General features: G+C 39.7%; 18 protein-coding genes. 5 read left to right on the forward strand and 13 right to left on the reverse strand.

The genetic code is table 11. The features are described 5' to 3' along the window. Positions 1 to 11 precede the first annotated feature (11 nt). From GQR38_RS06125 to GQR38_RS06145, 5 genes are all read right to left on the reverse strand, one after another. Positions 12 to 188 (reverse strand): hypothetical protein, encoded by a 177-nt coding sequence (locus tag GQR38_RS06125; RefSeq protein ID WP_165722091.1) that lies wholly within the window; start codon positions 186 to 188, stop codon positions 12 to 14. Between the two features lie 13 nt (positions 189 to 201). Next, positions 202 to 1,173, reverse strand: a complete 972-nt coding sequence (locus tag GQR38_RS06130; protein WP_007583820.1) for an aldo/keto reductase — start codon at positions 1,171 to 1,173, stop codon at positions 202 to 204. A 142-nt stretch (positions 1,174 to 1,315) separates the two neighbouring features. Then, complete coding sequence (locus GQR38_RS06135) at positions 1,316 to 2,446, reverse strand: sodium ion-translocating decarboxylase subunit beta (protein ID WP_076925246.1); 1,131 nt, start codon at positions 2,444 to 2,446, stop codon at positions 1,316 to 1,318. Between the two features lie 13 nt (positions 2,447 to 2,459). Next, positions 2,460 to 4,241, reverse strand: a complete 1,782-nt coding sequence (gene oadA / locus GQR38_RS06140; protein ID WP_165722092.1) for a sodium-extruding oxaloacetate decarboxylase subunit alpha — start codon at positions 4,239 to 4,241, stop codon at positions 2,460 to 2,462. 11 nt (positions 4,242 to 4,252) lie between these two features. Beyond that, positions 4,253 to 4,495 (reverse strand): OadG family transporter subunit, encoded by a 243-nt coding sequence (locus GQR38_RS06145; RefSeq protein ID WP_007583814.1) that lies wholly within the window; start codon positions 4,493 to 4,495, stop codon positions 4,253 to 4,255. A gap of 519 nt (positions 4,496 to 5,014) precedes the next feature. Here GQR38_RS06145 and GQR38_RS06150 point away from each other — a divergent pair. The 3 genes from GQR38_RS06150 (at position 5,015) to GQR38_RS06160 (ending at position 6,038) form a co-directional block, all read left to right on the forward strand. Next, entirely contained in the window at positions 5,015 to 5,188 is a 174-nt protein-coding gene (locus tag GQR38_RS06150) for a DUF1328 family protein (protein ID WP_002961939.1), read from the forward strand. Positions 5,189 to 5,246: 58 nt separating this feature from the next. Next, positions 5,247 to 5,438 (forward strand): hypothetical protein, encoded by a 192-nt coding sequence (locus GQR38_RS06155; protein ID WP_007378921.1) that lies wholly within the window; start codon positions 5,247 to 5,249, stop codon positions 5,436 to 5,438. 132 nt (positions 5,439 to 5,570) lie between these two features. Continuing rightward, positions 5,571 to 6,038 carry a YcxB family protein gene (locus GQR38_RS06160; RefSeq protein WP_007583811.1) on the forward strand — a complete coding sequence of 156 codons (468 nt, stop codon included), beginning with the start codon at positions 5,571 to 5,573 and terminating at the stop codon, positions 6,036 to 6,038. A gap of 50 nt (positions 6,039 to 6,088) precedes the next feature. Here the strand turns inward: GQR38_RS06160 and csrA are convergent, their stop codons facing one another. From csrA to ribA, 6 genes are all read right to left on the reverse strand, one after another. After that, positions 6,089 to 6,280 (reverse strand): carbon storage regulator CsrA, encoded by a 192-nt coding sequence (csrA, locus tag GQR38_RS06165; protein ID WP_004587515.1) that lies wholly within the window; start codon positions 6,278 to 6,280, stop codon positions 6,089 to 6,091. Between the two features lie 91 nt (positions 6,281 to 6,371). Beyond that, entirely contained in the window at positions 6,372 to 7,589 is a 1,218-nt protein-coding gene (locus GQR38_RS06170) for an aspartate kinase (protein ID WP_007583808.1), read from the reverse strand. A gap of 6 nt (positions 7,590 to 7,595) precedes the next feature. Beyond that, complete coding sequence (alaS, locus tag GQR38_RS06175) at positions 7,596 to 10,196, reverse strand: alanine--tRNA ligase (protein WP_165722093.1); 2,601 nt, start codon at positions 10,194 to 10,196, stop codon at positions 7,596 to 7,598. Positions 10,197 to 10,215: 19 nt separating this feature from the next. Next, positions 10,216 to 10,668, reverse strand: a complete 453-nt coding sequence (locus GQR38_RS06180; RefSeq protein WP_121954069.1) for a regulatory protein RecX — start codon at positions 10,666 to 10,668, stop codon at positions 10,216 to 10,218. Continuing rightward, entirely contained in the window at positions 10,668 to 11,456 is a 789-nt protein-coding gene (locus GQR38_RS06185; protein WP_007378958.1) for a BPSS1780 family membrane protein, read from the reverse strand. The genes GQR38_RS06180 and GQR38_RS06185 overlap by 1 nt, the downstream gene beginning before the upstream one ends. An 81-nt stretch (positions 11,457 to 11,537) precedes the next feature. After that, positions 11,538 to 12,161 (reverse strand): GTP cyclohydrolase II, encoded by a 624-nt coding sequence (ribA, locus tag GQR38_RS06190; RefSeq protein WP_007583803.1) that lies wholly within the window; start codon positions 12,159 to 12,161, stop codon positions 11,538 to 11,540. A gap of 251 nt (positions 12,162 to 12,412) precedes the next feature. On the opposite strand from ribA, the gene GQR38_RS06195 reads away from it, so the two are divergent. Then, a complete protein-coding gene (locus GQR38_RS06195) occupies positions 12,413 to 13,525 on the forward strand; it encodes an energy transducer TonB (protein ID WP_165722094.1) in 1,113 nt (370 codons plus the stop codon). Between the two features lie 92 nt (positions 13,526 to 13,617). Beyond that, positions 13,618 to 14,733: an energy transducer TonB gene (locus GQR38_RS06200; RefSeq protein WP_165722095.1), complete on the forward strand. Its 1,116-nt coding sequence runs from the start codon at positions 13,618 to 13,620 to the stop codon at positions 14,731 to 14,733. A 67-nt stretch (positions 14,734 to 14,800) separates the two neighbouring features. On the opposite strand, the gene GQR38_RS06205 is transcribed toward GQR38_RS06200, so the two are convergent. Continuing rightward, complete coding sequence (locus GQR38_RS06205) at positions 14,801 to 15,310, reverse strand: hypothetical protein (RefSeq protein ID WP_007583799.1); 510 nt, start codon at positions 15,308 to 15,310, stop codon at positions 14,801 to 14,803. A 99-nt stretch (positions 15,311 to 15,409) separates the two neighbouring features. Beyond that, positions 15,410 to 15,859: a low molecular weight protein-tyrosine-phosphatase gene (locus GQR38_RS06210; protein ID WP_010555493.1), complete on the reverse strand. Its 450-nt coding sequence runs from the start codon at positions 15,857 to 15,859 to the stop codon at positions 15,410 to 15,412. Positions 15,860 to 15,893: the final 34 nt, after the last annotated feature.

Here is a 15,893-nt window from a genome sequence, read left to right on the forward strand (position 1 = left end):
GCTAAAAACCATTAGTACATTAGTACATAAATGAGCTGAATCACTAAGGACATCATCACTAATGGCCAAATATATTTGCTGTATTTGGTTGCACCGTTGAGCCCTATTTTACTTTGATATTTTTCAAGCAATGGAATAAGTATCGCTAGCGCGACAAACAAACCAATTAAAATAACGAATATATTCATATTAGTGCCCTACTTATGGTAGCTCATGGCCTTTAGCGCTTACATAAAGTGCATACCAATGCTCACGAGTTAGTTGTACGTTTACAGCATCACAAGAGGCTTTAATACGCTTGGCATTAGTTGTTCCAATAATCGGCTGAATAGATGCGGGATGGCGCAGTAACCATGCAATAACAATAGCCTCAGCAGACGTATCATAAAGTGCAGCCAGCTTATTAACTAAAAGACTCGTGTTTATATCAGCCTGCGATGCGTTTGATAAATCACTGCCGCTGTATAATCCTTGGCATAAACTGCCCCAGCTTTGAATTTGAATTTCAAAATGGCGACAGTACTCAATACTACCGGGCGTAAAATTAAGATCTTTACCGTCACTGTTACCGGCATATACACCTTCATCAACAAACTGATGTTTTTGTAAACTAGCCTCAATTTGATTAGCCACAATCGGCATATCAAGTGCATGCTGTAAAAAATTCATTTGATGTTGCTGCATATTCGATACGGCAAAATTGCGCACTTTACCGCTTTCTTTTAAGCAACTAAATATACGAGCAATTTCGTTAACTTCCATGAGTGGATCAGGACGATGTAGCATAAGTACGTCTAAATAGTCTGTATTTAATCGCTTCAAGGATGCTTCAACTGATTGCTCAATCCACTTTGATGAAAAATCATAGCGCTTTGGCCCTAAGTCATCTTCAAAACGAATCCCACACTTAGATTGAATATACATGTGCTCTCTAAGCTCTGGTCGCTCGCTTAATGCTTTACCAAAAACCTGCTCCGCTTTACCAAAAGTATAAATATCAGCATGGTCAAAAAAGTTAATGCCACCTTCAATAGCGTTATCTATGCATTCATGAGTTTGCTTAACATGTGCATCAGTGATTGCGTCTTTATTCCAACCGCCGCCCAGACCCATGCATCCGAATACAAGCTTACTAACATGAGGTAAGTGCTTTGCTAAAGGTGTGTGAAGCATGATAACTATCCTTAAAATTTTGAAGAGCTGTTACTGTAAACAAAAAGCGCTGAACAAGAAACTATTTAGCGATGAACAAATTAAGAACAAAAAAAAGCGCAGTAAACTGCGCTAAATCATTTATTAACTACCACGTTAATTATTAGCCAACAAGTGCTAATAAAATACCCGCAGCAACTGCACTACCAAGTACACCCGCTACGTTGGGTCCCATAGCATGCATAAGTAAAAAGTTATGTGGGTTGCTTTCAAGGCCAACTTTATTAACTACTCGTGCCGCCATTGGCACAGCCGATACACCTGCTGCCCCAATTAATGGGTTTATAGGTGTTTTAGATATGCGGTTAAGTCCTTTTGCCATAAATACGCCAGATGCCGTACCAATTGCAAAAGCCAGTGCGCCAAGCACTAAAATACCAATCGTCTCAACAGTTAAAAACTTATCTGCAGCAAGCTTTGAACCTACAGCTAAACCTAGAAATATAGTTGTAACATTGATGATTTCGTTTTGAGCACTGTTACTTAATCTATCAACAACACCCGACTCTCGCATTAAGTTACCTAAACAAAACATACCTACAAGCGGTATAGCAGCCGGTAAAAACATAGCCGTTAAACTAAGCACCATAAGAGGGAAAATAATCTTTTCCTTTTTAGATACTTTGCGAAGCTCTGGCATCTTAATTTTACGTTCTTCTGGGGTTGTTAACGCACGCATAATTGGCGGCTGAATAATTGGCACAAGTGCCATGTATGAGTATGCGGCTACCGCTATTGCACCAAGTAAATCAGGTGCCAGTTTTGACGCTAAAAATATTGCAGTCGGTCCATCTGCACCACCAATAATTGCAATAGCCGATGCGTCCTGTAGAGTAAACTCAAAACCTGGCACATAGTTAAGTAATATAGCGCCAAACAATGTAGCAAAAATACCAAACTGTGCAGCCGCACCTAATAACAACATACGTGGGTTTGCAATAAGCGCGCTAAAGTCGGTCAGCGCCCCTACTCCCATAAATATTAATAACGGAAAAATCCCCGTATCAATACCCACGTAATAAACGTAATACAAAAGCCCACCTGGGTCTGACAAACCTGCCACTGGTACATTTGTTAAAATTGCACCAAAACCAATTGGTAATAATAATAGTGGTTCAAAGCCTTTAGCTATCGCTAAAAACAGTAATAAACACCCTACCGCAATCATAATTAACGATGGGATTGTAAAGTTAGCAATGCCAGTAGCATTCCAGAGGTTTAAAATACCGTCCATCCTCTATTTGCTCCTAAGCTAATGCAATCATAGCGTCGCCGGTAGTTACGGCATCGCCTTCACCAACCAACACTTCGGCAATAGTTCCGGTATGCATTGCGCGTATTTCGGTTTCCATTTTCATGGCTTCCATAATAATCACTACATCACCTTCGTTAACAACTTGCCCAGCTTTTACCTTAATCTTAAAAATATTACCGGCTAAAGGGGCGTTAAGCGTTTCACCTGATGCAACTGAAGCAGACTGAGGAATGTGCTCAGAGTCTTTTAATGTTACTTCTTTTAGCTCACCACCTTGCGCCACTACTACGTCGTAAACTTTACCATCTACTTTTACGCTGTATTGCTCAGCTTTAACGCTGTTATTATTTGATCCCGATTTTGGTGCTGCCTTATTGCTCTTATCTTCAACGGTAGGAATAGGCTCAAATGCATCAGGGTTATTACGATTTTTAATAAATTTCAAACCAACCTGCGGAAATAATGCATAAGTTAGTACGTCATCAATTTGCTCATCAGCAAGTGTTAAACCTTGCTCTTGCGCTTCTTTTAATAATTCAGCTTCAAGCGTTGCAAGCTCTGGTGCAATGTTATCTGCAGGGCGACAAGTAATAACCTCTGCTCCATCAAGCACACGCTCTTGTAGCTCTTTATTCATTGGTGCTGGTGTTAAGCCATATTCACCTTTTAATACGCCAGCAGTTTCTTTAGTGATTGTTTTATAACGCTCACCGGTTAGCACGTTAAGTACTGCTTGAGTACCTACAATTTGCGACGTGGGTGTTACTAAAGGTAAAAAACCAAGATCTTCACGTACGCGTGGGATCTCAAGTAAAACTTCATTAAGCTTATCTGCCGCGCCTTGCTCTTTAAGTTGGTTTTCCATGTTTGTAAGCATGCCACCAGGTACTTGAGCTAGTAAAATACGACCATCAACCCCTTTTAAGCTACCTTCAAATGCCGCATATTTTTTACGTACATCTCTAAAGTAAGCAGCAATTTCTTCTAGATGGTTTAAATCAAGGTCGGTATCGCGCTCAGTTCCTTCAACTATCGATACAATAGTTTCAGTTGCTGTGTGTCCGTAAGTCATACTCATTGATGAAATAGCGGTATCAAGCATATCAATGCCTGCATCAATCGCTTTTTGATAAGTCGCAGTACTTAAACCAGTTGTAGCGTGGCACTGCATAGCAATAGGAACCGATACGGTTTCTTTAAGTGCTTTAATTAATTTTTCAGCATCATACGGCTTTAATAAACCCGCCATGTCTTTAATACAAATTGAGTGACAGCCTAAATCTTCTAATTGCTTAGCCAGAGTCAGCCACATATCAAGCGTATGAACAGGACTTACCGTGTACGAAATAGTACCTTGAGCATGCGCGCCTACTTTTATAGCCGCTTTAATCGCTGTTTCTAGGTTACGTACATCGTTCATTGCATCGAAAATACGAAATACGTCAACGCCATTTTTATGTGCGCGTTCTACAAACTTTTCAACTACATCATCAGCGTAATGGCGGTAGCCTAATAGGTTTTGACCGCGTAATAGCATTTGCTGTTTAGTATTAGGCATCGCTTTTTTAAGCGCACGAATACGCTCCCAAGGATCTTCGCCTAAATAACGAATACACGAATCAAATGTAGCACCGCCCCACGATTCAATAGACCAATAACCTGCATCATCTAGCTTGCTAGCAATAGGTAGCATATCGTCTAGGCGCATACGTGTTGCGAGCAATGATTGGTGCGCATCGCGTAATACCAATTCTGTTAATTTTAATTTAGCCATGTGTGTGCCCCTTATTTATTATTTGATTTGTACTGAGCAATGGCAGCACTAATAGCAGCGATGTGCTCATTAGGCACACCTTGAGATTTAAAAGACGGTGATTTAGCTGGTGATGCCTCTGGTTCGCTATAGCGCGTCACCAAATTAGACATAAGCGTTACTGCACCAATTAATATCGACAGAAATACAAACACCCCAACCATACCAGTTAGCATTAAGCTACCAGCCGTTGTGAGTAGAGCACCTATATCCATTTTTCTCCCCCTTGAAACCCATATCGAAAATAAAAAATCGATTTAATTAAATATTTATTCACTGGATAATAACAAAACTAGTCGCTTTGTCTACATCTTGTAAATTGGTAAAACCAATTAAACTATAAACAACATAACACTCAACAAATTTACATGCCATAACCCAGCAATCATGCGCCCTACAATACATACAGAAAATAACGACTATAGCTAATAGTTATATGGAAGTTGTTAATTAACTATTCAACTTAATAAAAATAACCGCCAAATTTTATAATAAGTACAAAAACACACATCAATTGTTAATTGGTCTTACCAAAAACATTATTTTTAGTGAATATTTACCGGTAACTTGTAACAGTGTGAATAACTTACATAACAAAGCGTAAAAATTACTAACTAACTAATAACTAAAAATACAGTTAAAAACCATAACTAGCTGATATAAAACAAAAATAAACTTTGGCATATAACTGGCATTAGTTATTGTGAGCAAATTTGATAACCAAGGAGAAAACAATGTTACGCTGGACAATTACATTTTTAGTTATTGCTTTAATCGCTGCAGTGTTAGGTTTTGGTGGCATCGCAGGTGCCGCAGCTGGTATAGCAAAAATTATATTTTTTATATTTTTAGTACTTTTAGTGATCTCATTAGTTTCAGGTGCACTACGTGGTAAATCACCCAGGTAGATAAAGCATTCAACTAACAAACACTAAAATTTAATTAATACTTACAAGGAATTACATTATGAATTCAACAACTGTAAAAGCAGCACTAATCGGTCTATTCGCAAGTTTCTTCATCATGGGTTGTGAAGACAATCATGCAGAAGACGCAGGCGAACGTATTGACGAAGCAGTAACTGACGTGCAAAACAAAGTAGAAGATGCATGTGAAAATGTTAAAGAAGGCGTAAACGCTGAAGAAACTAACTGTTAATTCTTCTTGTATCGCTAAAAAACGGCCTTAGGGCCGTTTTTTTGTGCCTGTAATAAAGTCACTGACTATAAAGCTGCTCATTTAGCGGTTAGCTTGTTAAAATAAAAAAAACGATATTTAAAGCAAGGCAATATGGCATTTACAACAACCTACACACTAGATAAACCTTACTTTTACGAGTGCTTTGATGAGTCACTCCCCTACAGTAAGCGCGCCAAACCTAAGTACTTTTTACTTGTACTCCTCGTTGCGCTTGGTTTATTTGGCATTTATGTTTTAAACGATCATTACTTAGGATCGTTTATGATCATGCTAGGTGTACTAGAGTGCGTCGCTTTTTACTATCGCAGACCTTGGTGGGTAACCAGACAAATGCTCAGCAGAGCGTCAGGCTCAGAGGTAACACTTACCTTTGATGAAGAAGGCATTAAATCGGCTAATCATTACAAAAGCTTTCAGCTAACTTGGCAAGACATAAGCGAAGTAATAGATACTCAGCAAGGTATTATTATTAAAAATAAAAGCGGAATGCAGTACATTTCAAAACAAATACTAACCCCAGAAACACTCGCTTTTATAAACAAAAAAGCCACTCAGTGAGTGGCTTTTTGACTAGTTGAGTTAATTACTCAACTACGTATACGTGTTGATTAAGCATTGCCCGGATTAGGGTTCGACTTTTCAGCTTGTATGCGCATGTAAATCTCTTCACGATGCACTGATACGTCTTTTGGTGCATTAACACCGATTCGAACTTGATTTCCTTTAACACCTAGAACAGTAACTGTTACTTCGTCACCAATCATTAGGGTTTCACCTACTCTACGAGTTAGTATTAGCATTCTCTTGCTCCCATGTTCCAATAAAAATTATAAGATTCCGCTTAAACATACTAATGAAAATTAGACTGAAAAGTAAGTAAAAACTCTCAATCTATCCATTTTCTGTTAAAAATGCTTTGTGTAATGCACGAACTGCCAACTCTAGGTACTTTTCATCTATTAAAACTGAAATTTTAATCTCAGAAGTCGAGACTAAAACCACATTAATATTTTCCTGCGCTAATGCATCAAAAAATAAACTTGCTACACCAGAATGCGATTTCATACCCATTCCAACAGCAGAAACTTTAGCTACCGTTGGTAATCCGCTTATATTTTGAGCACTGAGTTGAGCTTGATCTTCGCTCAATAATTCAAGTGCTTGCAGATAATCATTCGAGTGCACAGTAAAAGCATAGTCTATTTTTTCAAAGATATGATTAACTTGATTAATCATATCTATTTCGATGCCATTATCAGCAAAAAGTTTCAATATTTTTGAAAGATATTGCGTACCGCTTGGCACACCATCTACTTTAATTAAACATTCGTCACGATTAAACGCAATCCCCGATACCACCTTGCTTGGCATATCGTTCTCCTCAAAACTTATTAATGTGCCTTCATCAGGATTAAAACTAGAAAGCACCCTAAGTGGCACATTGTGTCTACCTGCAGCTTCTACCGAGCGAATATGCAAAACTTTTGCGCCTAAACTTGCCAGCTCTAGCATTTCGGCAAAAGTAACTTGGCTCATTCTGCGCGCGTTAGGTTCAACACGAGGATCTGTAGTATATACGCCGTCAACGTCTGTATAGATCTGGCATTCGTCGGCTTTTATAGCCGCTGCTATTTCTACAGCCGATGTATCGGTGCCGCCGCGTCCAAGCGTTGTAATATTGCCCTCAATATCACGTCCCTGAAACCCAGCAATAATAGCAATACGATTATGCTCAAGCTCATGCTTTAAGCGCGTAGCAGCAACCTCAGCAATACGAGCTTTACCAAACATGTTGTCGGTTAGAATATTGACTTGATCGGCTAATAAGCTTACAGCTGAATGACCACGTTTGATAATAGCCATAGCAAGCAGTGATACAGAAACCTGCTCTCCGGTGCTAATAAGTACATCTAGTTCACGGCTACTCGGGCGAGTATCAATTTGTTTGGCGAGGTTAATTAAGCGGTTGGTTTCTCCCGACATAGCCGAGAGCACCACAACCACTTGATGTCCTTGTTGCCTGGTTTTAACAACAAGGTCGGCGACTGCTTCAATTCGCTCTATTGAGCCGACCGAAGTGCCACCGAATTTTTGAACAATAAGCGCCACTTAGGCTTAAGTACGCTCAGTTAACCAAGCTGTAACGCTATCTAGTGCAGCAGCAAGGTTTTGTGGCTCACTACCACCAGCTTGTGCCATATCTGGACGACCGCCACCTTTACCACCTACTTGACCTGCCATATGGTTAACTAACTCACCGGCTTTTACTTTGCCTGTTAAGTCTTTCGTTACACCGGCAATTAGGCTTACTTTGTCGCCACTGGCAACACCCAGTGCAATAACACCTGAGCCAATCTTGTTTTTAAGGTCATCAACCATACCGCGAAGCGCTTTAGATTCAGTACCTTCAACGTTTGCTACAAGTAGCTTAACGCCATTAATTTCAACAATCGAATCAAGTAAAGACGCACCTGCTGCACTTGCTAGCTTATCGCTAAGTTGTGCAATTTGCTTTTCAAGACCTTTAGATTTTTCAAGCAACGCAGTTACTTTTTCAAGTACCGATGCGCTATCGCCTTTAACTAAAGCTGCAACATCGCTAAGTTGTTGCTCTTGCTCGCTAACGTACGCTACAGCATCTGCACCAGTTACCGCTTCAATTCGGCGAACACCTGCGGCAATGCCACTTTCAGATACAATTTTGAATAAACCAATATCGCCAGCGCGCTCAACGTGAGTACCACCACAAAGCTCAATAGAGTAGTCGCCAATAGTAACTACACGTACTTCGTCATCGTACTTTTCGCCAAACAATGCCATAGCACCTTTAGCTTTAGCATCATCAATAGCCATAAGCTCAGTATTAAGTGCAAAGTTACGACGAATTTCGTCATTAACTACACGCTCAATTTCACGTAGCTCATCTTTAGTAACCGCTTCAAAATGCGAAAAGTCAAAACGTAAACGATCTGGCTGAACAAGTGAGCCTTTTTGGCCTACATGGTCGCCTAATAATTGGCGTAGTGCTTCGTGTAAAATATGCGTAGCTGTGTGGTTTTTCTTAATGCTGTCGCGGCGCGTATCATCAATAGTGGCGTCAACTTTATCGTTAACACCAATACGACCTTGTACAGTACCGTGGTGAGCAAAAGCATTACCAAGCTTAGTGGTATTAGTAACATTAAATTCGCCACCAGCGACTGTAATAGCACCTGTGTCGCCCGTTTGACCGCCTGATTCAGCGTAAAACGGTGTGCGGTTAAGTACTACAATACCTTGTTGACCATCTTCTAATAACTGAACAGCTTCGCCACCGGCAAAAATCTCAACCACTGTCGCACTGTAGTGCGTACTGTCGTAACCTTTAAAGTCAGTGTGTTTATCTGATTTTAATTGGTCATTGTAATCAGCGCCAAACTTACCCGCTTGTTGCGCTGTTTTACGTTGTACAGCCATACACTCTTCAAAGCCTTGATGATCAATCGTCATCTGGCGCTCACGCGCAACATCGGCCGTTAAATCAGCTGGGAAACCGTACGTATCGTAAAGTTTAAATACTAAGTCGCCCGGTATAATATCGCCTTTAAGGTCGCTTAAGCTTTCTTCTAAAATAGCTAAGCCACGCTCAAGTGTTTTACCAAACTGCTCTTCTTCAATGCGTAATACTTTTTCAATAATTTCTTGTTGCTTAGCAAGCTCTGGGTACGCTTGACCCATTTGCTCAATTAACGCCGCAACTAATTTATAGAAAAACGAACCTTGTGCACCTAACTTGTTACCGTGGCGCACAGCACGACGAATAATACGGCGCAGTACATAACCACGGCCTTCGTTAGATGGCATAACACCGTCAGAGATTAAAAACGCACACGAACGAATATGATCGGCCACTACGCGTAGTGACTTGTCGTCCATGTCTTGTGCATTAGTAACACTTGCAGCAGCAGCAATTAAGCCTTGAAATAAATCGATTTCGTAGTTTGAATGCACGCCCTGCAAAATAGCAGAAATACGCTCAAGGCCCATTCCCGTATCAACAGATTGCTTAGGTAGAGGCAACATTGTACCGTCGCTTTGACGGTTGTATTGCATAAATACAAGGTTCCAAATTTCGATGAAACGGTCGCCGTCTTCCTCAGGAGAGCCCGGAGGCCCGCCCCAAATATGCTCGCCGTGATCATAAAATATTTCAGAACACGGACCACACGGGCCAGTATCGCCCATAGACCAAAAGTTGTCTGAGGTCGCAATACGAATAATACGATCCTCTGGTAAGCCAATTTCGTTAGCCCAGTAACCAAACGCTTCTTCATCATCATGATAAATAGTTACTAAAAGTTTTTCTTTAGGTAGGCTTACTACCTCAGTTAAAAACTCCCATGCAAACTTAATCGCGTCTTGCTTAAAGTAATCACCAAAGCTGAAGTTACCTAACATTTCAAAAAATGTATGGTGGCGAGCAGTGTAGCCTACGTTTTCTAAATCGTTATGCTTACCGCCAGCACGTACACAGCGCTGCGAGCTTGTCGCACGTGTATAAGGGCGGCTTTCTGCGCCTAAAAATACATCTTTAAATTGCACCATGCCGGCATTGTTAAATAACAACGTGGCATCGTTACCCGGTATAAGCGAGCTAGAAGGTACTATTTGATGTTGCTTGCTGGCAAAAAAGTCTAAAAACTGTTGCCTAATTTGTGCGGTAGTCATGTGCTGCATTTGAAAGTCTCACCTGTATTTACTGTGCTTGCATTGCAAAATTAATTTCATCGTAGCTAAAACCCCGATACATTAAGTAGCGCACGCGCTTAGCTTTATCTTTGTAATCGAGATCTGGCGGTGTATTTGAATATTTTTTATTGTACGCATCCTGCGCAAGCTCAAACCAATCTACTTCAAGCTCTTCAACTACCAATTCAAGTAGCGAACGATCAATCCCTTTGCCCATAGCTTCGCTTTGTATTCGCTTAAGCCCGTGGCATTTAAATATGTGTTTTCTTACAAAGCCTTCACAGTATCGCTGCTCGTTAATAAAATTATGCTTTTCGCACCAATCAAGCAGCGTTTCAATAAACTCTTCTGTGGCTTCTTTTTGCTGTAATTTGAGCGTTAACTCACGACGCGAATATTCTTGGCGCCCTAGTAACCAAAGTACATAGTTTTTTAGTTTTTGCTTTAATTTATCATCCATTAAGCGTCAAAACGCCCGCTTGTTTCACTACTAAGTGGCTTAACATTAATGTCGTCACTTGGTGGTACAACAGGCATAAAAATGGCTTGATAAGATACAAAAAAGCTAATGTAGCAAATCGGCATTAAAATCAACAGTGGTAAGAACGATAAGAACATCGAAAGCGCCATAAATAATGCGCAAATAAGGCCAAAAACGCCAAGTGGCAAAATGTTATGATAAAACACCATTAACGATTTTTTAAGCGCCGTTAAAATACGTGTTTCTTTACTAAAATAAACAAGCGGTACAGCGTAAGCAAACGCCGTTAAATAAATTAGCATTGCCATAAAAAACAAAATGACATTCGCGCCCGAAATACTCTCAAGCATTTGTTCAAGTGCTACATTTGGATCTAGTCCTGGTTGGCTCATAACAGCCACTGCATCGGCAAATAAGCCATTAGCAAGTAACGCCATTAAAATGCCCGCACCCATCTGATAAAGTGCTAAACGCAATAACCCTAAACGATTTCCCTTAGCCGTAAATGGCTTGAGAATATCGGCTAGCATAATTTTTCCGCCCTGCTGCTTACTAAGCACCGCTTGGTAAAACCCTGCGGTTAAAAATGGCGTAGCTAGTGCTGCTACTACTTGCAGCAGCGGTAAAAATAAAGACAGCAGCCCTACAATACCAATAAATAAATGCATAAAAATAAAGGTTGCTGGCTGGGTTTTAAAAATAAGCCATCCGGCTTTTAACCACTTTAGCCCTGCATCGGCTTTAAAAATTCGTAATTGTGTAGACATACTTGCTCTTAATTTAAAACGAAACACGCCAAGTATAACTTGGCGTGAGGGGGTATTAATAGACGAAACGTAATTAAATGATTAAGGTTTTTTAATTTTCTTAATATCTAACATATGCGCGCCATGTTTAATTTTTGTTTCTAGGTACGATTTATTACCCGCAACACCCGCTTTAATGTGCGCATGCGTGCCCACAACCGAGTCAACATTAATACCGGCATCTTTTAATGCGTTAAGCTTTTTAGGATTATTGGTCATTAATTTAACGTGGCTTAAATTAAGCGCATTAAGCATTAACACAGCATCCGAAAAATCACGTAAATCATCAGCAAAGCCTAAATGATTATTAGCTTCGTAGGTGTTCATACCTTGCGATTGCAGTACGTAAGCATCAATTTTGTTGTATAAACCAATGCCACGGCCTTCTTGGCGTAAATACAATAAAATACCGCCTTGCTCGTGCATCATTTCAATACATTCATTTAGCTGCTCGCCGCAATCACAACGCGATGAGTAAAATACATCGCCTGTTAAACACTCTGAATGCATACGAATAAGCGGTACATCTTGCTCTGTATCAGCGTTGTTAAACACCATAGCAATATGTTCTTTACCATCTTTTAAATCAGTAAATGAGATTATTTCTGCAGGGATATCACTATTTCTGCCAACATTAAGCTGGACTCTTGCTCTTACTTGCGCCACGACAAATCCAAATATTTAAATAACTACGACACGACAATAAAGTGATAATATCACAAAATAGGATAAATACACCGTAGTACAAGACTGTTTATGGCAAATATATGGCGACGACAGGCGTTATTTTCAATGATTGTTAAGCAATTAATAACCCGAATATTACAACTTCGCTTGTTTACTTTAATTTACCTAAAATAATGACAGGCCTTGATAGTTTTGGTAATTTTATGGGCTAATAAATAATAGGGATTATTATGAAGCACCAACAGATCGCCATATCAATAGGATTAAGCTTATTAGCCTTTGCTAACTACACTTTCGCAAACCAAGTAAATAGCATTCAAGTTGTATCTGCAAACGCCGAAGAAACTGACTCAGCATTCGTTGCAGCCAAAGAACAAGCTGAAAAAGAAGCACAACTTGCTTATCAAAAAGGGCTCGCTCTATATGGAGAAAATAGCAATGAAACGGCAAAGCTTGCTATTAACTACGCTAAAGCCATCAACAGTTATGTTGCAAAGAACCTTGTGGCTATAGGGTATGGTAATGAAGAGAAACGGTTTGATTTGTATTCACAGGCCCACCGTATTTTAGTTAAAAACTATGGCGAAAACTCAATAGAGACTATGGATACGCTACTAGCCAAAGCCACTCATACGAATAAATCAGATACCGCAGTCAAAAACTTTAAGCAACTCATTAAAATCGCTGAATTACAAAATGACCCTGGCCTTGTCGCTAATATGCAATTTGAAGCTGCAGAAACATTACTTTATGGGTTTAGCCATAGCGAATATTCTTTAGCGAAAAAATATGCTCAAGATGCAGATAAATATTACCAAGCCCAGCTACCTGATAATGCAGTAGAGCGTATAAAGTCTGACCTTTTAATGGTTTCATTTGAGAGTGGCCGTAAAGATTACGACAAAGCAACTAAAAGGCTAAACCGTATAGTTGGCTTATTTGATAAATATAAAAATTTAGATCAAAGCTTTGAGCTTAATGCGCATGTTGGCTTAGTTCAGCTATATGAAAAACAAGATGAAAGCGATAAAGCGACTAAACACGCCTTAGCCTTTGCTAAAAATACGCACTGGAAAAATACCTCAGAGCAAAATCCACTCTACATAACCGAGCCTATATACCCTCGCGGTGAAACTAAAAGTCATGTAATAGTTATATTAGAGATTACTGTTGATACCCATGGCTTTGTGAAAAATCCTAAGGTTATTAGTTCTGAAGGTTCTAAAGCGTTTGAAAAATCAGCGATAGCCGCTGTTAAAAAATGGCGTTACGCTCCAAAGTTTAAAAATGGAAAACCTGTAAATGCAACAACTCAAGCTGAACTGTATTTTGAACGCCTTTAAGTAGTTTTACCATTCAGTCAAAAATTATATTAATAAGAAACTGTTGTAATTACGTCAACCTAGTTTCAATTTAAAAGTTAATAGGGATTATTATGAAACGTCAGCAACTCGCTTTATTTATAGGCTTAAGTTTATCTGCTTTGAGCGCAACAACTTTAAGTACTACAGCACTCGCCAACCAAGCAAGCGATCCTCAAACGGTATTTAGCCAAGCATACCAAAGCTATTTAGCAGCAGTTAAAGCAGACAAAAACGTACAACAAACTGCCAAACTTGCTTACACATCAGGTAAAGCCGTTTACGGTAAAAGCGACGACAATACTGCCAACTTAGCTATTAATTACGCTAAAGCAATAAAAGGCTACGGCGATGAGCTAAACGAACAGCGTTTTGCACTCTATAACGAAGCCCATACTATTTTAGCTGCAAACCACGGTAAACTATCAATAGAAACAATTGATGCACTACTCGGCCAAGCTAACTACACAACATCAGCTTACAAAGCAGCTAACTTTTTAGAACAAGTAATAGATATAGCTAAAACACAAAATAAGCCTAAGTTTGTAGCCGACATGAAACTAGAAGCGGCATCACTGCTTGCTAAAAAGTTTAGCTCTAAAAAATATCGCGAAGCGAAAAACTACCTAGAAGAAGCCGACGAATACTACCGTGAAAATCTGCCTAGTAGCTCGGTAGAGCAAATTAAAGCTAATTTTTTAATAGCCGCATTTGCCGAAGGTAGTAAAAAATATAATCAGGCAATTGAGCGCTTAAACAACATAGTTACCGCGTTTGACGATAACTTAAAATACGATCACAGTGCTGAGCTAACCGCTCACTCTAAACTTGTAGGTCTGTACGAAAAACAAGGCAAAAGCGAAGAAGCAACTAAACATTGCCTCGCTATCGCTCAAATGGTGCCATGGAAAGAATCGCAAGAGCAAACACCACTCTATCGTGTTAATCCTAAATACCCAGTGCACAAAGCCAGATTTAGTACCGATGGTAGCGTTATTATGGAGTTTGAGGTAGACGCAGCTGGCTTTGTAAAAAACCCAAAAGTACTTAGCTCTGAAGGCGGCAGCGCATTTGAAAAGTCAGCCAAAGCAGCGCTTGAGCAATGGCGTTACGCGCCAAAGTTTGAAAATGGCAAACCCGTTAGCGCTATTTCTCAGGTACAACTCGACTTTAAAATTAACCGCCACTAAAAGCGGCTCATTAAAAAAGGCGCTTTATGCGCCTTTTTTAATACCAACTAATACAAATTCTACGTAGTTAAAATTCGTAACTTACGCTAATACCGCCATCGGCTCTTTTTTCGTTGCTGTCGCTTGCTTTACCATAGCCCACATCTAGCTCTAATCTAAAACCAGCGCTGTTCAATCCATTAAAGTTATAGCTGTACGTAAGCCCTATGCCGTTTGTTGTTTCTTCATCAAAAATTCCGCCAATTACACAACCTAGCGTATTAGCAAAGTCAGTTGCTACATCATTAGTTGAACTTTCACACTCTTGGTCTGTATCTCTTGCGCCAATTGCACCTACAAGCGCGCCAAAAGCATGTTTTTTATTATCGCTAACTGCTTGTTCAAAACCGGCTGAAAAACCATCATCAAGGCCTAGTTTATAGTTTGCATACCAGCGTTGTGTGTCGTCGTTAGCCGACAAAGACACTTCAGGAATAACTAAGTAAGGATAGCCACCCCCAATCGAAAAACTAACATCGTTAGCAAAAGTAGAACAAGAAGCGATAGATAAAGTGAGTAGTAATATTTTTATTTTCATAAAGTTCCCTTTGAGTAAGCATAAAATGTACTTACTTTAGGGACGCTGTGCAATACGACAAAAAGCTCGTTAAATTTAGCTTTAGTAATAAAATAGGGATTAAATTTTAGCGAGTATTTTATCGCTAGCCGCTTCTATTAAATCGAGCACATTTTCAAAGCCATCATCGCCGCCGTAATAAGGATCTGGAATAGCGCTTTGGGCTTGCTCGCCATATTCTAAAAATAGCGCCAGCTTATAGCGTAAATGCTCAGGGCATTGCGCTGTTAAATCAGCTAAATTTTGCGTATCGGCCGCTAAAATTAAATCAAATTCAGTAAAGTCGCTTGTGCGTACTTTACGTGAATAAATACCTTTAAAACTATAACCGCGCTTCTCCCCTGCAGCCATTGAGCGACTATCAGGCGTTTTACCTTCGTGGTAACCAATAGTCCCTGCCGAATCGACTTTAACGTTAACACCTAGCTTTTTAGCACGGGCTTTTAATACCGCCTCTGCGGTTGGCGAGCGGCAAATATTACCTAAACAAACTATGAGTACTTTTTTCATTAAGGCTCCTCTAACTAATTTAAAAACCTATGTT

Source organism: Pseudoalteromonas sp. c7(2019) (genome assembly GCF_011378625.1).
Classification (GTDB): Bacteria; Pseudomonadota; Gammaproteobacteria; order Enterobacterales; family Alteromonadaceae; genus Pseudoalteromonas; species Pseudoalteromonas arctica.